The sequence below is a fragment of the Bacillus marinisedimentorum genome (assembly GCF_001644195.2).
Classification (GTDB): domain Bacteria; phylum Bacillota; class Bacilli; order Bacillales; family Bacillaceae_O; genus Bacillus_BL; species Bacillus_BL marinisedimentorum.
Genome location: NZ_LWBL02000043.1, coordinates 59,758 through 77,742 on the forward strand (window position 1 = coordinate 59,758; position 17,985 = coordinate 77,742).

Consider the following 17,985-nt stretch of genomic DNA (forward strand, 5'->3'; position numbering starts at 1 on the left):
CTCCTTTAACCAATTGGTTTTTCTTCATATTTTCTTTACACCTTTATCTTACTTTAACCCCTATCGGTATGTCTGTGACAAAAATGTGATATATCTCACAAAGTGTGACAATTTCTTGAATGGATATAGGGGTATGTGTATTTCTGTACTGCTCTTTTATCATATCAGAATAGAGTAAAAGTGCTGTTATACCTTTATGAAAGATGTGTGACCAAAATCCGGAAATAAGTATTAAATTGGGTAATGAGAGGGTATAGCAATTAGTCAGAGGACAGGCTCATTCATAAAAAATGCTGGATGGAAGCCTTCCTCACTGGGGCTGTATTTATTGTCCAGTGAAGTACTCAAGGCTTCTTGCCAAGTGTAAAGAGGTCTATGATCACTTCGGCAGCCGGATTCTTGCCGGGATAGCCGTACTTGGGTGGTCAACGGGGAAGGGATTCTTTATGAAGGCCGGTAAGTCATCCTTTCGATGCTGTTGGCCTTTTTGTCAGGCGATTAATTTGAAGGAAGAGCTTCCAGAGGAAAGGACCAGCAGTTTTCTGGCTTTTTCTGCCGGTCTTGACTCCCGCACAGTGATTTGAATATCAATTTAAAAACTGCCCCATTCTGACAAATCGGGCCGCCCATTTCAAAGAGTGAAGTTTGTCATTCAACAGTATTTTTTGTGCGGCCGGGTTTTTAAGTGACCTTACCAGCTTGTCGAGTCCGGCGTTATCAAGCTGCTCAATGGCGTGCCTGAGGGTAAGGGAAAGGCGGTAGCTTTCTTTAAGCGGTGCAGTCAGGTCGTCATAATTCCCTTTGCCTGCAAGATCATAGGCTGCATAAATGCCGGTTAACATTGACTCGAATTGGCCGAAACCCATGAAGGGCATTATACCCCCAAAGCAATTTCCAGTGAAAAAAGTATTGCCGATCCGGGCATGTCCGGATTTTCCGACGATGTAATTATTGATATGAAAGGAATCGACCACTTCAAGTTTTTGATTCAGTGTGTTCTTAGCGGTATGGATAAAGGTTTTCCATAGTTTTTCCTCGTCGAGAGCCTTGATTTCAGGATATTCAGGATAAGCCAGGACCAACATTGCTTTCGTATCGGAGAAAGGGAGTAAATATCCCATTCCTTTGGGCGCAAAGCGGTTGTCAAACCAGGCCTGGCCTTCCGTTCGTTTAAACGTTCCTGATACTGTCATCCCTCTTAAAGTTGTTGTATAGGCAACGTCCAATTGCTGGATTTTTTCTGTGTAGGCAGCATCACCTGTGGCAAGGATGATATGAGTATATTCACGCAGCAGCTTTTCATAAGAGTTTTCCGAGTGAAAGGTAATCGGGACTTTCAGATCTGAAGCCAGCTGTTTTTCAAAAGCATCTGGGTGCTTGCCTCTCACATTGATAAAGCCCAGGTTCCCTCTTATTGCAACTGACTCGTTTGGAGAATGAATCCATAAAGTACTCAAATTTGAAACCGGCCTGATATATAGCTGGTGTTCTTCGGCCAAATAGCGGATACTGTCTTTAATAGGCGGATGCATCATTGATAAAATAAGTTCGGACATTACAAAACGATCACCGACCTGGCCTCGTTTTTCAAATACATGCGGGGTGATACCGAATTTTTCAAGTGTAACGGCACAGGAAAGTCCAGCAAGCCCTGCGCCCATAATTGCGACTTTCATTTTTATTCCCTCCAATCAAAATAGTAGCTTTTCCAAGCTTGCGGGTTTCTATTCGGGTTGGGTAGCTTTGATGGATGAAAAACTTACACTTATATGAAGGTTAAAGAAGGCACCAATTATTCGATGCCTGATTATATTGGCAATAGGAACGCAGAAGCAAAGGGGTTGAATGGCGGATATGCATGAACACGTTCGGACGCTTGGTTTTGATGAGCAATATTATTACAGCGGCAATGACCTTGGTGCTCTCTTCACACCGGAAAAAACGACGTTCCGGCTCTGGGCACCGACCGCTGCAGAGGCGAAGGTTGTTTGCTATGAAGATATCGGTTCAGATGAAGGAATTGAAGCCGACATGGAAAAAGCGGAAAAGGGTACCTGGACAGCCGCACTTGAAGGGGACCGCGAAGGCTTTTTTTACACATATAAAGTTAAAATAGCAGATGAATGGCGGGAAGCAGTAGACCCTTATGCAAAGGCGGTATCCGTAAACGGGGACCGCGGGGCTGTCATTAATCTTGAAAAAACGGATCCGGACGGATGGGAAGGGCATCCAAGGCCGTTTTTCAGCAAACCGGAAGATGCCATCATTTATGAAGTGCATATACGTGATCTTTCCATCCACCCGGACAGCGGGATTTATCATAAAGGAAAGTTTCTTGGCGCCGCCGAAACGGGCACAGCAGGCCCTAAAGGCATCAAAACGGGCCTGGACCATATCAAATCACTTGGCGTGACCCATGTGCAGCTGCTCCCGATTTTCGATTTCAGGACAATTGACGAAACGAAACTTGATGAACCACAGTTCAACTGGGGGTATGACCCGAAAAATTACAATGTCCCGGAAGGATCTTATTCGACCAATCCATTTGATCCATATACAAGAATCAAAGAGCTGAAACAACTGATCCAGACTTTCCATGAAAACGGCCTTAGAGTCATTATGGATGTCGTGTACAACCATATCTACGATGTGGATGAGTCCCATTTTCATGCGCTTGTGCCGGGCTACTTTTTCAGATACAACGAAGACGGCACCCTTGCAAACGGAAGCGGTGTCGGCAACGACATCGCCTCAGAGCGGAAAATGGCGAGGAAATTCATTGTCGATTCAGTGCTGTACTGGGTAAATGAATATAAGATTGATGGCTTTCGTTTCGACTTGATGGGCATCCATGATATCGAGACGATGAATGAAGTGAGGCAAGCGCTGAATAAGATCGATCCGACGATTTTAGTCCTGGGTGAAGGCTGGGATCTCAATACCCCATTGCCGGGCGAAACAAAAGCGACACAGAAAAACGCAGCTAAAATGGAAGGGATCGCACATTTTGACGACCGGATCCGCGACGGATTGAAAGGCAGTGTGTTCATAGCGGATGATAACGGATTTGTGAGCGGCAGGCCGGGACTTGAAGAACAGGTCAAACAGGGGATTGCGGGAGGAATGGATTACGAAGATCAAATCGCCACTTATGTAGACCCGGGGCAGGTTGTTTCATATGTGGAAGTCCATGACAACCTGACGCTCTGGGATAAGCTTAAAGCATCGAATCCTGATGCGGAAATTGCCGAGCTGAAAAAGATGCACAGACTCGCTTCCAGTATTATTTTGACATCCCAGGGCATCTCATTCATCCATGCCGGCCAGGAGTTCATGCGGACGAAAAATGGCGATCACAATTCGTATAAATCACCTGATGAAGTGAACCGGCTTGACTGGCACCGCTGCGCCGCTTTTAAAGAGGATGTCCATTATTTAAGAGGACTGGTTGCTCTTCGGAAACAGCATCCGGCATTCAGGATGAGAAGCAAAAAACAGATCAGGGAGCATTTGCATTTTCTTGATTGCCCGCCGCAAACAGTCGCCTTCACGTTGTCCGGCCATGCCAATGGCGATCCCGCCCCGTGCATCCTTGTTGCGCACAATGCTAACCGGATCGGAATGGAATTGGAATTACCTGCAAACGGAATCTGGAAGATCGCAGTCAACGGGCAAAAGGCCGGGTATGAGGAAATCGCTAAAATAGAAGGGAAACAGGCGGTGATTCCGGCAATCGGCACCCTTGTGCTCATATTGGAAGAAGAAATAGAATCGTGAGGGAGTCCGGCACTGGCCGGACTTTTTTGCCATATAGGAAAGTATAAATTGTCAGCAAGGGAGTATTTCCACGTTAAGATTATAGATAAGGGCAACTACGCCTCTGTCTTCGCCTAAAGGCTCGCCATCTGCGAGTTTTCTTTACGTTTTGGCTGTTGCCTGCAATTGAAATCCAGGGATTTTCGTGAGTTTTCCTGGACTAAATTGGTCAGATGCTTATGTTATATATCATAGAAGGCTGTTTCAAAAGGGAGCTGAGTCTCCCGCAGGTACCCGCTTTCACCAGAGGTACAAGTGCGGCATCCGTCCCTGTTTCCCTCGTCCGCATTCACGGTGTCTTCTCTGCCGCAGGGCGTGCCTGGGACATTCCGCCAACCCTCACCGAAATACAATTTGTAATACCATGGATCACACCTGTCAGTGTCTTTCACGGTGTGTCCTCGTTCAATAGCACACCCGGAAGCAGTCTTCAACCCCCACTTTCACGGCAACCGCTTACAGTTTTGATGCTTTGTCAATCATAAGAACAATTCATTATTTGGCTTGAAACCATTCTTTCTCCGGAGTACTCTATAGTTGCACAACAAATTGTGAAATAAATCACAAATAAAATAATAGACAAGAAAACAGAAAGGAAGAGCACAATGGAAAAAGAAGCAATTGAAAAAATAACCGTGCTGGCGTCAAAAAAGGCGGACCTGCTCAATCAGAATCCTCTTCAATATATAATGCGGGCTGTTCTTGCCGGCATCTACATCAGTTTTGCCGTTATTGTAAGCTTCAGGCTTGGCGATACATTTTATCAGGCACAGTCTCCGTTCACTCCGTTAATGAGCGGCATCTCTTTCGGGATTGCCCTAATGCTCATTATCTGGGGCGGAGCTGAACTCTTTACCGGCAACACGATGTATTTCACTGTCGCTGCCTTGCGGAAGAAGACAGGGGCTGCGGACCTCCTGAAAAACTGGTTCTTTTGTTATTCCGGAAATTTTCTCGGTGTCACCTTTTTTGCCGGATTATTTGTCATGACGGGTTTGTTTGCAGCGATTGGACCAGATCATATGATGATGGATGTTGTGGAAACGAAAATGAACCTAACCGCATCCGAACTGTTCTTCCGCGCAATCCTGTGTAACTGGCTCGTATGCCTCGCTATCTGGATTCCTATGCAGGCGAAAGGAGACGGGGCAAAGCTGGCCATGACGATTTTACTTGTATTTGCTTTCTTTGTTTCCGGCTATGAGCACAGCATCGCCAATATGTCCTTGTTCACGCTCGCTCTAATGCTGCCGCATCCCGAAACCATTTCCGTTGCCGGAATGGTTCATAACCTTGTTCCTGTCACGCTTGGAAATATTGTCGGCGGAGGCGTGTTTGTCGGAGCACTGTATACGTACCTGCAAACGTCCAAAAAGCCGGCTGAGAATAAAGCGGTTCAGCAGGCGGTACTTACAAGTTCTCCACATCAATCAGTGAGCAGCTAGCATACACTCGCCTTCCTGGTCAGTCAGGGAGGCTTTTTTTAATGCGAGGCTACGGATACGCTCGGAATCGCACTTGATTTCTGAAAGCTTCCGAAGAGAGGCAAGAACGGGTGCCGCATTTTCGCCCCCCTGGTGAAAACGAATACCTGCAGAGTATACCAAAGCCGCGGTTAACCAACCTGATACATAAATGAAAACGGCGCCGGTGAGGGCGCCGTTTTGTTTAAATTGCTGCTTCATTTGCAGCGGCTTCTTTTTCTTTCTTGGCCTGTTCAAGGAAAATCTTCGTTTCGGAAGCAACGACTCCGGAAAGTCCCAGCAGTCCGATCAGGTTAGGGAACGCCATGAGGCCGTTCATGATGTCTGCGATTCCCCATACAGCTTCCAGAGTGGAAATAGAACCGATGAAGACTGCAAGGACAAAAGCGAGACGGTAATACTTGATCGCTGAATCATTAAACAGGTAAGAGAAACACTTTTCGCCATAGTAAGACCAGCCGATAATTGTTGAAAAAGCAAAGAATACCAGGCCGACCGATACAATGACTGATCCTGCTCCGCCAAGGAAATGCTCAAATGTTGCGGAAGTCAGTTCCGCACCCTGAAGCTCCCCGTTGTACAATCCGCCCATTACAAGCGTGATACCTGTGATGGAACAGATGACAATCGTATCGATGAACACTTGAGTCATGGAAACGAGAGCCTGGCGTGCCGGATAGTCTGTTTTAGCGGCAGCGGCAGCGATCGGCGCAGAACCGAGGCCTGCTTCATTAGAGAAGACGCCGCGCGCAACACCCCAGCGGATGACAGAACCGAGCGCACCGCCGGCAACTGCATCGCCAGTAAACGCATCAGTGAAAATCAAAACTACAGCTGCAGGAACTTCGCCGGCATTCATTATCATCAGCACAAGTCCCGCAATCAAATAAAATAAGGCCATGATTGGAACAAAGAATGAAGTCACTTTACCGATACTCTTGATTCCGCCAAGGATGACAAGGGCTGTGAAGACGGTAAGAAGTGCGCCGGTCACCCATGAAGGGATGCTGAATGTACTCTTGACAACTTCAGCAACTGAGTTTGACTGGACCAGGTTACCGATTCCAAATGCGGCAATGGCGCCGAACAAAGCAAATAAAACACCAAGCGTTTTCGCATTCATGCCCCGTTCGAGGTAATACATCGGGCCGCCTGACATTTCACCATCTTCATTTTGGACACGGTATTTGACAGCCAGTACGGCTTCCGCATACTTTGTGGCCATTCCGAAAAGCGCCGTGATCCACATCCAGAAGACTGCACCGGGACCGCCGAAAAAGACGGCTGTGGCAACACCGGCAATATTCCCTGTCCCCACAGTTGCGGCCAGGGCCGTTGTCAGCGACTGATAGTGGGAGATATCCCCCTTCGTCTTGTCATCATCCTGCTTGCTGAAAACAAGCTTAAGAGCATATGGAAGAGTGCGGAATTGCAAAAATCCAAGACGCAATGTCAAATAAATACCTGTACCGACAAGCAAGATCAGCAGAGGAGGCCCCCAGACCCACCCACTGATGGTACTAATCCATTCCATTAATGATGTCCTCCTTTTGTCTAATAGTATATAAAAATTAGGCAGTGTTATATAAAATATTCTGAAACATCAGGATAAATGTCAAGTGAAATATCCGGATATTCTGAATATTCCACCTTATCTGATAGCAAATAAGAGGATAAGCGATTAAGATGAAGCAATCAGAAGAAATAATGAAACTATTTGAATAAAATAAATTAATATGGACATATACTCAATTTTTAGAATATTCACATTCATTAACATTTTTGTCATAATAGTAAGGAGATATTAAAGAGGGGGAAAAGATGATGAAAAAAGGAATGCTGTTTGGCTTTATTTTACTTTTGTTCGGGGCAATACTCTCAGCTTGCGGAAGTGATAAATACACAGTTGCGACTGATAACAGCTTCGTCCCGTTTGAGTTTGTGGACGAAGAAGACGGTGAACTCAAAGGGTTTGATATCGATTTAATCAATGCGATTGCAGAAGACCAGGGGATTGAAGTTGAAATTGAAGCGATGGAATTCGACGGTGTCATCGCCGGAATGCAGTCAGGGCGATATGACATCGGGATTGCAGGCATCACCATCACTGAGGAACGTAAAGAATCAATCGAATTTTCCGATCCTTATTATGATGCCGGTTTGATGATTGCCGTCCGCGGGGATGATGAAGAAATCAAGTCTGAAGCAGACCTTGCCGGTAAAAAAGTCGGCACCCGTTCAGGCACAACAAGTGAAGACTACTTGAAAGATAATCATCCAGATGCAGAAATCCAGGCTTTCCCGGGTATCGTTGAAGCCTACATGGACTTGCAGGCAGGACGCCTTGATGCAGTGCTGTATGACGCTCCAAACGTAAAGTATTATATTGCCACTGAAGGCGGCGGCGACATGAAAACGGTCGGCGATATCCTCCAGGGTGAGCAGTATGGAATCGCAATGCCAAAAGATTCTGAGCTCGTTGATAAAATAAATGAAGGACTTAAAAACGTGCAGGATAACGGAACATATGATGATATTTATGAAAAATGGTTCGATGAAAGGCCATTAGGCACCGAGAAGTCAGAATAACATCAGGCAAGGGGGCTAATCGAAAGGCACAGGGGCTGATTGGCTTGCTGTGCCTTTTCCCTTGCAGTTCAAAGATAAGCGGCACTATTTCTAATATGGAACATTAAATTTGAAACATATGAAGGAGAGATTCGAGATATGGATTCCCACTATATAAAGGTCTTACCTTTTATATTCGAAGGATTCTGGCTGACATTAGGCATCACGCTTATCGGCTTGCTTTTCGGATTCATTCTCGGGGCACTGGCAGGCATCGGCAGGCTCTCGAAAAATAAACTGGTGTACGGCATCTCGACTGTTTATGTTGAGGTGGTCCGCGGAACGCCAATGCTCATGCAGATATTATTCATTTACTTTGGAATATCGGATCTGACCGGTATCAATATTGATAAAGTGACAGCGGCAATTATCGCCATCTCCATCAATGCGGGTGCTTATATTGCAGAAATTGTCCGCGGTGCCGTTTATTCCATTGATCCGGGACAGAGGGAAGCAGGCCGGTCAATCGGGCTGACAAAGCAGCAGACAATGCGCTATATCATTTGGCCTCAAGCATTCAAACGCATGATTCCTCCATTGGGAAACCAGTTCGTAATCAGTTTGAAAGACACTTCACTCTTTTCCGTTATTGCAGTACACGAAATGCTATTCATGGCACGGCAATACTATAATGCAACATTTGCTACGTTCGAAGCCCTTGCAATGCTCGGTGTCGTTTATTTGATTATCACCATACCAGCTTCGATCATTCTTAGCAGGGTGGAAAGGAGATTGGATGTCTGATGATTATCACAGTAAAAGATCTTCATAAATCATTCGGTAAAAATGAAGTATTAAAAGGCATAGATATGGAAGTTAAGGAACAGGAAGTCGTATGTGTCATCGGTCCGTCGGGTTCAGGAAAAAGTACACTCCTGCGCTGCCTCAACCTGCTGGAGGAGGTCAACGGGGGCCAGGTCATCGTAACTGGACAGGACCTTACAGATCCTGCGGTAGATATTAATAAAGTGAGGGCCAAAGTGGGAATGGTGTTCCAGCACTTCAATCTGTTCCCGCATATGACGGTAATGGATAACATTGCATTGGGACCGAAAAAGGTACTCAACATGAGCAAGGGAGAAGCCGAGAAAGTCGGCATTGAACTGCTTGAAAAAGTGGGGCTCGCTGATAAAGCGAAGGCCTATCCGGCCAGCCTCTCCGGCGGCCAGAAGCAGCGGGTTGCGATTGCACGCGCGCTCGCGATGAACCCGGAAGTCATGCTATTTGACGAACCGACTTCCGCACTGGATCCTGAACTTGTCGGCGATGTGCTGCAAGTCATGAAAGACCTGGCAAAGGAGGGGATGACGATGGTTGTCGTCACCCATGAAATGGGCTTTGCCAAAGAAGTCGGCGACCGGGTCATCTTCATGGACGAAGGCATCATTATGGAAGAAAACAAGCCTGAGGAACTGTTCGACAATCCGCAAAATGAACGGACACAGGAGTTTTTGAGCAAGGTCCTTTAAGCTGGAGCATATGCTTCAGCTTTTTCCGTATAAGAAAGCATAAATTGGCAGCCAGCAAGAGTTTCGGCGCAGTGGCCGTTTTTAAGAATATGGATAAGGGCCTCAATGCTCGCTAACCGGTGAGATCTCTTCACTGGCATTTTCCAATGGGGTGTAAATGTTTTATGATAGGGATATGAAATGTTTATGAGCAGAGGTGAGAGTGTGATGGTAAACGTTTTATTTGTTTGTCTCGGCAACATCTGCCGCTCGCCGATGGCTGAAGCCGTTTTTAAGAAACTGGCGGCTGAAGCCGGGCTTGCGGGCAAGATATCAGTTGATTCTGCCGGTACGGGACACTGGCATGTCGGTGAGCTGCCTCATGAAGGTACCAGGGATATCCTCGCTGAGCATGAAATTGATTATACAGGAATTAAAGCCAGGCAAATTGAAAAAGCTGATATCAATACGTATGATTACATAATTGCCATGGATGCCGAGAATCTCGGAAATCTGCACAGGCTTAAAGGGATGGGCGAATCCGGATATATCGGCAGGCTGCTCGATTTCGTTCCCGAAAGCCGTTTTGAAGATGTACCAGACCCTTATTTTACGGGGAATTTCGATGAAGTATATGCGCTGGTCCAGGAAGGCTCGAAGCGGCTTCTCCATTTCATAATCGAAAGGGAAGGCTGGCAGTATCAGGCATAAAGTCCGGGCGGGTTCAATATGATGAAGTTAAAAGCGGGGCGAATGGTATATGGAAACTGCCAATAATACCGGGGTCTTCTCAATTATGAAATCGATCGCCAAGAAGTTTCTGCAAGATGAAGCGGTGGGGCTCGCTGCTCAGTTGGCTTATTTCTTTCTGCTGAGCCTTTTCCCTTTTTTAATTTTCTTAATGACACTCGTCGGTTACTTGCCCATTTCGGGTGAATTAATCATGGATTTCATTAGTGAGTTCGCCCCCGGTGAAACGAAAACACTTATTCAGGAAAATACTGAAGCCATTTTATCATCCCAAAATGGAAAATTGCTTTCGGTCGGATTGATCGGCACCATCTGGTCGGCCTCCAACGCCATCAATGCTTTGATCAGGGCGCTGAACCGATCCTATCACGTAGGAGAAAGCAGAAATTTCTTCATTGCAAGGGGACTTGCGATATTATTGACATTCGGCATGATTGTCGTCATTATCGTCGCACTGGCCCTTCCGGTATTCGGTGAAAAAATCGGCTTGATGGTATTTGCCTATTTTGGGCTTTCTGAAGGCTTTTTGAGGGTATGGGAAGTCGTGCGCTGGGGACTTAGCTTTTTTGTATTATTTATTGTGTTTGGCAGTCTCTATTTTTTTGCTCCCAACAAACATTTGCACTGGAAGAGTGTAATTCCAGGGGCTATTGTGGCAACAGCAGGATGGCTGTTATCATCACTTCTTTTTTCCTATTATGTAAGCAGCTTCGGAAATTTTTCCGCGTCATATGGGAGCCTTGGCGGCATTATCGTCCTGATGATCTGGTTTTACCTGTCGGGGATGGTCATTATACTCGGCGGAGAAGTAAATGCGGTGTTGACGAACAGGAAGGAAGGCATTATCGATTAGGCAGGAGACGGTTTCCGGCCTGTGCCGGTTCAGGGCAAACCGCCGCGGAACGGTGTGCATATTATCCTGCGCCGGTGGCAAAATAGTGTCAACTCTCAATTGAAGGAGGGTGACATGCAATGGGTAAAAATAATAAAAACAATAAAAAGAATAAAAGCGGTGAAGGCAAAAAGACAAGCAGCAGCGCCAACAAGCCGAACAACTATCATTAATGTACAGGACTGTCCTTAGAGACGGTCTTTTTATATTGTTAAGGAAATTATAAAATGTAAGCGTTGTGGCTAAAAAGCCAGAAGAGAATCGTCCAGCTCCAGGCGCCACGGCTATCATCATAAGCGGTGCTCCCCTCCGGGAGGAAAGAGCACCTCCCTGCGGGTACCCCCGCTTATGTGTACGCCGCTAAGCGGGCGCCTTGCGCATTTGTTCTTGTATAGGAAAGCAAAAGTTGAAAAAGGGATATGTCCGCCGTGAAAAAACAGGCAGGCTGTTATTCCGCATGAAATATCCGACATTCCGCGTAAAAACCGCTCCTGCCTGGTGAAGCCTGAAACAAGTTTAGTGAAACGAAGCAGCGGTGTGAAAAGAGGACCGTTCCACTTGAAACTGAACTCTTCTGACGTGACGGGAAATTACTCTCCAATCCACCAAAACCCCATATGGAGTCTGATGCCTTCGCAACAACCAAAAGAAAAGCTGCCCCAAATGGGCAGCTCCCAACCTCTAAAATCTTTTATTTCAACAACCGCAGGCCATTTAGAATGACAAGAATCGTACTGCCTTCATGTCCGATTACCCCATAAGGGAGATCAAGAATCTGAAGGAAGTTTGAAGCGATGAGAACCATTATGATACTGATGGAAAAAACAACATTCTGCTTTACAATTTTATTCATCCGTTTCGATAAACGGACGGCTTCAGCGATTTTGGGCAGGTCGTTTTTCATCAGGACGACATCCGCTGTTTCGAGTGCGACATCTGTGCCTTCACCCATTGCAATGCCTACACTGGCAGTTGCGAGGGCAGGAGCATCGTTAATGCCATCGCCGACCATGGCAACTTCTTCGTATTTCTTGTTCAGCAGTTTCAATTTTTCCACTTTTGATTCAGGCAGGCATTCGGCTGCATATTCTTGCACGCCGCTTTCTTTAGCGATTGCATTTGCGGTTGTGTGGCTGTCGCCTGTCAGCATGATGGTGTAGATGCCGAGTTCTTTCAGATCGCGTATTGCCTGTTTTGTCTCTTCGCGGACAACGTCTTTTAAAGCCAGGAGTCCGGCGACGCCATTTTCATCACTTACAAACACCACGGTTTTTCCTTCTGAAGCGAGCTGCGTGGAAATGCCGTCATGAAAGGAATCCGTTTCGGCTTTTCCGATAAATGAGGGTTTGCCGATTTTCCATTCCTGACCGCTGAACCGGGCCTTAACACCCCAGCCTGCGACATCTTCAATGTCTTCAGGTTCGATTGTCTCCAGCCCCTCATATTTTTCGGCAAAGTTTACGATCGCCTGGGCAAGAGGATGGTTGGAGTGTTTTTCAATGGAAACGATATGTTTCATGAAATCAGCTTGGTCAAGTCCCTCCCTGACAAGTATATTTGTCACTTCCGGCTTGCCTCTTGTCAGTGTGCCTGTTTTATCGAATGCAATGGCAGTAATCGCTCCGAGTTTTTCAAGATGAAGACCGCCTTTGAAAAGAATGCCGTGCCGGGCGCCATTCGAAATGGCAGACAGGCTTGCCGGCATGATCGAAGCGACAAGCGCACACGGTGAAGCAACGACAAGCAGGATCATTGCCCGATAAAATGTTTCGGTCCAGCTCCAGCCTAACAGGAAGTGGGGTAAAAACATCATTAAGACGACAACGATAAGTACGGCTTTTACATAACGCCCTTCAAACCGCTCAATAAACAGCTGGGACGGTGACTTCTCACTCTGGGCTGACTGGACCATCTTGATGATTTTTTGGAATAACGTTTCATCGTTTGGTTTGGTGATTTCCACAGCGATAGATCCGTTAATATTGACAGTTCCGCCAAATACTTCATCGTCTTTATTCTTGGTGACGGGCACGGATTCACCTGTAATGGCAGCTTCATCAATTGTGGTGCGGCCGCGGATGATCGTTCCGTCAGAAGGGACACGCTCACCGGCTTTGACAAGGATATGGTCTCCGACTGAAAGGTCGGCCACCCGGACAATTTCTTCTTTTCCGGCAGAAATGCGAAGCGCCTCTTCGGGCTGAAGGTCCATCAGGGAGGAGATTTCGCGTTTGCTTTTATCCATCGTGTACGTTTCAAGGGCGCCGCTTAAAGAGAAGATGAAAATTAAGATGGCGCCTTCCATCCAATAGCCGATAATGGCTGATCCGATTGCTGCAAAAATCATCAGCATTTCAACATTTAATTCGCGATCTGCGATCGTGTCTTCTATGCCTTCTTTTGCTTTGGCAAAACCGCCGATTATGAAGGCTGTAATAAAAAGGGAGACAGATGCAGTTTCATTTGAGACCAGCCAGCCGGCTAAAATTAGAACACCGCTCAATAGTGCAGCGATAAGCTCAAGATGAACCTGGAACCGGCTGAAAAAAGAGTCGTTTGTTTGGCTGTCTGCAGCGGCTCTATGTGATTCAGTTGTATTATCAATTAATCTTGCTTCACTGCTCATTTTTCTTCCTCCTAATTGAGAATATTAATCACAATCAATATTCCGATAAAACAACGAACGCTGCCATATGAGATGGCAGCGATATACGTATACAAGTGATTTATTTTATTATCATTATTACTTTATCATGCTTGATATGTGAATGAAAATTTTGTATAAATCCAAATAAATGCATTAATTTTGTATTTTTATTTGTTTGCTTATATGATGAATGAAGGTTTCAGCAGATGCCTGTTTTCCCTTGTTAATCGAACTGCAGGAAAGGAAGTAAGTCATGAATGCCGAAAAATTTTTTACCAATCGATATGGTGTTGTAGCAGCAGCTGTTGCCGCCACTTTTTTATGGGGAAGTGCTTTCCCGTTTATAAAGCTGAGTTATTCGGCACTGGACATCCATTCTGAAGAAACAGCCGAGCAAATTTTATTTGCCGGTTATCGTTTTTTCATCGCATCTCTTATGATTCTCGTTTTCTTCAGGCTGTTGAAACGAGATATGAAAATTAAGCAGGGGACGGTGGTTCCGCTTATAAAGCTTGGTGCGCTGCAGACTTTTTTCCAATACATTTTGTTTTATATCGGCTTGAGCTACAGTACAGGTATACAGGGTTCCATCATCGCTGGGTCAACATCGTTTTTTCAAATCCTGTTTGCCCACTTCCTGTATAAAGACGACGCGCTCAGCATCCGTAAAGGAATAGGGCTTATCATCGGGTTTACAGGTGTGATCCTGGTCAATCTTACGAAAGGTTCCCTGGAACTCAAGTTTGGAATCGGGGAACTGTTTCTGATGGGAGCGATGATGATTTCTGCATTTGGCAATATATATGCACGTGATTTGAGCAGGCATATGCCCGTGCCGTATTTGACTGCTTACCAGATGCTGTTCGGTTCCATTGCTCTCTTGGCCGCAAGCATCACATCAGCAGGGGTATTCCCGTTTGATTTCAATGTGAAATCCGGCATGATATTGATTTATCTGGCGTTTTTGTCCGCTGCAGGGTTTGTTATTTGGAACAATGTGATGAAGTTTAATAAGGTTGGCAAGGTATCGATGTATTTGTTCCTTGTTCCGGTTTTTGGCGTGTTTTTATCTGCGCTGCTTCTTGGCGAGGCGCTTCATGCATTTGTTTTGCTCGGGCTTGTGCTCGTAGCGCTGGGCATCGTGATTGTGAACCGGCAGCCGTCTGTTTAATGGTAGGGAATCCGCTTAGTTCAGCGGATTCCCTTTTTTGGCAGTGCTTTTATTCCTCTTTACTTGCTTCATCGAGGACACGATTCACTCGCTTTGTGAGCATTTTCATGCCGCCGCCGCCAGCCTGGAAGTGGCGCAGTTTGCCGTCCTTATCAAAAACATAATATGCCGGGACATACTGGTTTTCAAAGGCATCTGTCAGCTTGTGCCCATTGTCAACAAAAATCGGCTGGGTAATGCCGTGTTCCTCTGCTGTTGTTTTAACATCCTCAAGGTTCAGGTCCTTCTCTGAGCGGGGCATATGGACCGCAACGACATTAAGCCTGTCTTTGTATTCATCCCTGAACTGATTAACCTGCGGCATGGCCTCTTTGCACATTCCGCAGCTGATCGACCAGAAGTGGATGAGAGTCGGACGTTCACCGGTAAGATCCGATTTTGTCAATTCGCCATTCAGCCACTCAGTGGCGCCTTCGAGTTCAGGCATTTGTTCACGCAGTTTCATATCATCGACTCCTTTGAAAGTTAATTATAATTATTTTAATTTAATATCTATTTTTAATTATAGTAACGCACGCTTTTGATGTCAAATAATAACGGGTATAGTGTAAGTAGTGTATGTTCCAGGCATAGTGCCTATGCAAAAGCGGGCTGCTTGTACTAGTGACTGACATGATCCAACTTTGCTCGATGGTGCAGTTCCTCTTTTTTATAAAATAGGAGGAGAAGTGAGATGATAAGCAGCAGGCTGCTGATGACAAAAAAGAAACTTTCTGTCATGAGTTCGATGGCAAACCCGCCCAGGAATGGACCGAGAATGCTGCCGATACTGAAGCTGATGCCGCACATCAGGTTGCCGGCAGGGAGCAGGTGCTTCGGCAATAGGTCTGTCATGTAGCTGATTCCGAGTGAAAAAATCGATCCGACGAGCATGCCTGCCACCAGGAAGCTCAAAAACAGCAACACAGCGGACTCCTGGATAAAGCCTGCTGATAAAAAGATGGCCGTTCCGCTGAACATTGTATACAGAAGGACTTTTCTGCGGCCTACTTTGTCACTAAGAACCCCTAGCGGCAGCTGGGAAATGAGGCTGCCGCCGGCAAAGGCGGGTAATATGATCGATACGCTGCTGACATCAATGCCCGTACGCAGGGCATAGACAGGGAAATTGCCGTGCAGTGATGCTTCAAGAAAGCCGTAAGCGAATGGTGGCAGAAATGCGGCCCACCCAATTTTCCAGGCGGCGGCAAACCGTTTGAACGTACCGCCTTCGTGTGTACCATCGAAATCCTTATGGGGCAGTTCATTACGGATGGTGAACAAAGATAGCCAGATCAGCAGGCTGACCCCCGACGACAGGAAAAAAGGCAGGGCAGGATTCACCTCTGCGAAGCGGGTCATGACGGGACCGGCGGTAAAACCGAGACCGAAGAAGAAACCGTATATCGCAATATTCCGACCCAGCTTATGCTGCGGCGAAGTCGAGGTGATCCAAGTCTGGGTGCCGAAGTGGAGCATATGGTCGCCGATGCCTATTAAAAGCCTGAGGAAGAACCAGAACCACAGCGATTCCCACAGCGGAAAAAAAGCAAGCGATAAAAGGACAAGCAGGCCTCCAGCAACAATGACCGGTTTAAACCCGAACCGGCGCAGCGGTTTCTCCATAAATGGAGAGGCGATCAACACGCCGATATACAAGCCGGTCGCATGCAATCCATTAATAGAGGATGAAACACCGTTTTGTTCCAAAATAACGGCAATCAAGGGCAGCAGCATCCCCTGCGAAAACCCGGACATCGCCACAATTATCGTCAATATCCAAAAACGGTAAGCAGAATGAGTCATATCAAATAGCTCCTATGTATAAATGAATAAATTTTTGCTCATGTAACAATTATGATGTTACATGAGGTGCCTGGCAATTGCCAGGCAATTGCCAGGCATTTGTTCCTCTGCAAAAGTTTCGTGAGGGAAATTTTTTTTCGCTTAAGGGCAAGTGTTTCCTTATGCCACTATCCGTTTCCGACGGCAAAAAGGTTGCTGTAGCACCAATTGTATATTGTTTGTTACGATGATTTTAGTAGGAAATTTTTTTGGGAGAGACTTGAAATGACTGAATCCAATCAAAATCGTCATCTTGCGGACAGAGGGGCATGGGTCAGTATTACCGCCTATATTATCCTGTCGATTTTTAAAATCTTTTATGGGTTTTCACTCGATTCTAAAGCACTTGTAGCCGATGGTTGGAATAATACGACAGATATCCTTGCCTCGGTTGCGGTTTTAATCGGCCTTAAGATATCGAGAAAGCCGCCGGATGAGGATCATCCATACGGCCATTCACGGGCGGAAACGATCGCGTCACTGGCCGCTTCTTTCATTATGGTTTCCATCGGAACACAAGTTTTGTTTGATGCCGGCAAGGCGTTGTTTTACGGGGAAGCGAGCGAGCCGAGCATGACCGCGGCCCTCGTCGCGTTTATTGGCTTTATTGTCATGCTGGGCGTCTTTTTATACAACCGCAGCCTTGCGAAAAAAACTAAAAGCCAGGCCCTCATGGCAGCGGCCAAGGACAACCTTTCCGATGCCCTCGTCAGTGTCGGTGCCCTTGTTGGAATTCTCGGCGCCCAGTTCAGGCTGGTATGGCTTGATCCGCTCGCCGCTTTCGTTGTCGGGGCAGTCATCATCAAAACGGCGTGGGATATTTTCCGGGAGACCGCACATATGCTGAGTGACGGATTCGAACAGGACCGCCTCGAAGAATATAATGAAACGATAAAAAAGGTTAAAGGGGTAAAAACAATCAATGATCTTAAGGCGCGAAAGTATGGAAATGATATTGTCGTGGATGTCGTCATAGAAGTCGATCCGGCCCTGAGCATTGTTGAAACCCATAATATTACCGATTGCATTGAAGAAGTTATGGAGAACAAGCACGCAATCAAAACGACCCATATCCATATGGAACCTCAAGGAAAAGAACCGCTGTAGGCATTATTTATATAAGGGGCCGCTGGGTAAGGTAAAATGATTGTTAGGAGCAGCAGGGACTGTATAATCCTGTCTGTGTAACATTTCATTGCGGGGCTGCTTTCTTCAATGAACCGCGGAGCGAGGGAGGGCGGGGACGGCTTGATTGACAGCAGTAA

General features: G+C 46.3%; 14 protein-coding genes and 1 pseudogene. 9 read left to right on the top strand and 6 right to left on the bottom strand.

The annotated features are described in order from the left end of the window. Positions 1-587 precede the first annotated feature (587 nt). Entirely contained in the window at positions 588-1,676 is a 1,089-nt protein-coding gene (locus tag A4U59_RS13205; RefSeq protein WP_070121042.1) for an FAD-dependent oxidoreductase, read from the bottom strand. A 190-nt stretch (positions 1,677-1,866) separates the two neighbouring features. Between A4U59_RS13205 and pulA the strand changes: the two are divergent. Continuing rightward, a pseudogene (gene pulA / locus A4U59_RS13210) lies at positions 1,867-3,777 on the top strand (type I pullulanase); the annotation flags it as partial. A gap of 644 nt (positions 3,778-4,421) precedes the next feature. Next, on the top strand, positions 4,422-5,261 hold the full coding sequence (locus A4U59_RS13215; protein WP_070121044.1) for a formate/nitrite transporter family protein: 840 nt from the start codon (positions 4,422-4,424) through the stop codon (positions 5,259-5,261). Here A4U59_RS13215 and A4U59_RS13220 read toward each other — a convergent pair. Both A4U59_RS13220 and A4U59_RS13225 read right to left on the bottom strand, forming a co-directional pair. Further along, entirely contained in the window at positions 5,247-5,501 is a 255-nt protein-coding gene (locus A4U59_RS13220) for a hypothetical protein (RefSeq protein WP_070121045.1), read from the bottom strand. The genes A4U59_RS13215 and A4U59_RS13220 overlap by 15 nt on opposite strands. Then, positions 5,485-6,834 (bottom strand): alanine/glycine:cation symporter family protein, encoded by a 1,350-nt coding sequence (locus A4U59_RS13225; RefSeq protein ID WP_070121046.1) that lies wholly within the window; start codon positions 6,832-6,834, stop codon positions 5,485-5,487. The genes A4U59_RS13220 and A4U59_RS13225 overlap by 17 nt, the downstream gene beginning before the upstream one ends. A gap of 290 nt (positions 6,835-7,124) precedes the next feature. On the opposite strand from A4U59_RS13225, the gene A4U59_RS13230 reads away from it, so the two are divergent. The 5 genes from A4U59_RS13230 (at position 7,125) to A4U59_RS13250 (ending at position 10,979) form a co-directional block, all read left to right on the top strand. After that, complete coding sequence (locus tag A4U59_RS13230; RefSeq protein ID WP_070121047.1) at positions 7,125-7,889, top strand: glutamine ABC transporter substrate-binding protein; 765 nt, start codon at positions 7,125-7,127, stop codon at positions 7,887-7,889. Positions 7,890-8,027: 138 nt separating this feature from the next. Beyond that, positions 8,028-8,672, top strand: a complete 645-nt coding sequence (locus A4U59_RS13235; protein WP_070121048.1) for an amino acid ABC transporter permease — start codon at positions 8,028-8,030, stop codon at positions 8,670-8,672. Between the two features lie 2 nt (positions 8,673-8,674). After that, positions 8,675-9,397, top strand: a complete 723-nt coding sequence (locus A4U59_RS13240; protein ID WP_157888181.1) for an amino acid ABC transporter ATP-binding protein — start codon at positions 8,675-8,677, stop codon at positions 9,395-9,397. Between the two features lie 207 nt (positions 9,398-9,604). After that, positions 9,605-10,087, top strand: a complete 483-nt coding sequence (locus tag A4U59_RS13245) for a low molecular weight protein-tyrosine-phosphatase (protein WP_070121050.1) — start codon at positions 9,605-9,607, stop codon at positions 10,085-10,087. A 49-nt stretch (positions 10,088-10,136) separates the two neighbouring features. Next, complete coding sequence (locus A4U59_RS13250) at positions 10,137-10,979, top strand: YihY/virulence factor BrkB family protein (protein ID WP_070121051.1); 843 nt, start codon at positions 10,137-10,139, stop codon at positions 10,977-10,979. A 730-nt stretch (positions 10,980-11,709) separates the two neighbouring features. Here A4U59_RS13250 and A4U59_RS13255 read toward each other — a convergent pair. Beyond that, complete coding sequence (locus tag A4U59_RS13255) at positions 11,710-13,644, bottom strand: heavy metal translocating P-type ATPase (RefSeq protein WP_070121052.1); 1,935 nt, start codon at positions 13,642-13,644, stop codon at positions 11,710-11,712. A gap of 274 nt (positions 13,645-13,918) precedes the next feature. Between A4U59_RS13255 and A4U59_RS13260 the strand changes: the two genes are divergently transcribed. Next, positions 13,919-14,836 (top strand): DMT family transporter, encoded by a 918-nt coding sequence (locus A4U59_RS13260; protein WP_070121053.1) that lies wholly within the window; start codon positions 13,919-13,921, stop codon positions 14,834-14,836. Positions 14,837-14,885: 49 nt separating this feature from the next. Here A4U59_RS13260 and A4U59_RS13265 read toward each other — a convergent pair whose 3' ends face one another. Both A4U59_RS13265 and A4U59_RS13270 read right to left on the bottom strand, forming a co-directional pair. Further along, positions 14,886-15,341 (bottom strand): TlpA family protein disulfide reductase, encoded by a 456-nt coding sequence (locus tag A4U59_RS13265; RefSeq protein WP_070121054.1) that lies wholly within the window; start codon positions 15,339-15,341, stop codon positions 14,886-14,888. Positions 15,342-15,496: 155 nt separating this feature from the next. Beyond that, the gene (locus A4U59_RS13270; RefSeq protein ID WP_070121055.1) at positions 15,497-16,681 is read right to left on the bottom strand and encodes an MFS transporter; all 1,185 of its coding nucleotides are present in this window, start codon (positions 16,679-16,681) and stop codon (positions 15,497-15,499) included. Between the two features lie 264 nt (positions 16,682-16,945). On the opposite strand from A4U59_RS13270, the gene A4U59_RS13275 reads away from it, so the two are divergent. Further along, positions 16,946-17,827 carry a cation diffusion facilitator family transporter gene (locus A4U59_RS13275; protein WP_070121056.1) on the top strand — a complete coding sequence of 294 codons (882 nt, stop codon included), beginning with the start codon at positions 16,946-16,948 and terminating at the stop codon, positions 17,825-17,827. Positions 17,828-17,985 lie beyond the last annotated feature (158 nt).

Excerpts from the sequence above, each read along its gene's own strand:
- A4U59_RS13205 (WP_070121042.1), bottom strand. The coding sequence starts at position 1,676 with ATGAAAGTCGCAATTATGGGCGCAGGGCTTGCTGGACTTTCCTGTGCC.
- A4U59_RS13215 (WP_070121044.1), top strand. The coding sequence starts at position 4,422 with ATGGAAAAAGAAGCAATTGAAAAAATAACCGTGCTGGCGTCAAAAAAG.
- A4U59_RS13220 (WP_070121045.1), bottom strand. The coding sequence starts at position 5,501 with ATGAAGCAGCAATTTAAACAAAACGGCGCCCTCACCGGCGCCGTTTTC.
- A4U59_RS13225 (WP_070121046.1), bottom strand. The coding sequence starts at position 6,834 with ATGGAATGGATTAGTACCATCAGTGGGTGGGTCTGGGGGCCTCCTCTG.
- A4U59_RS13230 (WP_070121047.1), top strand. The coding sequence starts at position 7,125 with ATGAAAAAAGGAATGCTGTTTGGCTTTATTTTACTTTTGTTCGGGGCA.
- A4U59_RS13235 (WP_070121048.1), top strand. The coding sequence starts at position 8,028 with ATGGATTCCCACTATATAAAGGTCTTACCTTTTATATTCGAAGGATTC.
- A4U59_RS13245 (WP_070121050.1), top strand. The coding sequence starts at position 9,605 with ATGGTAAACGTTTTATTTGTTTGTCTCGGCAACATCTGCCGCTCGCCG.
- A4U59_RS13250 (WP_070121051.1), top strand. The coding sequence starts at position 10,137 with ATGGAAACTGCCAATAATACCGGGGTCTTCTCAATTATGAAATCGATC.
- A4U59_RS13255 (WP_070121052.1), bottom strand. The coding sequence starts at position 13,644 with ATGAGCAGTGAAGCAAGATTAATTGATAATACAACTGAATCACATAGA.
- A4U59_RS13260 (WP_070121053.1), top strand. The coding sequence starts at position 13,919 with ATGAATGCCGAAAAATTTTTTACCAATCGATATGGTGTTGTAGCAGCA.
- A4U59_RS13265 (WP_070121054.1), bottom strand. The coding sequence starts at position 15,341 with ATGAAACTGCGTGAACAAATGCCTGAACTCGAAGGCGCCACTGAGTGG.
- A4U59_RS13270 (WP_070121055.1), bottom strand. The coding sequence starts at position 16,681 with ATGACTCATTCTGCTTACCGTTTTTGGATATTGACGATAATTGTGGCG.
- A4U59_RS13275 (WP_070121056.1), top strand. The coding sequence starts at position 16,946 with ATGACTGAATCCAATCAAAATCGTCATCTTGCGGACAGAGGGGCATGG.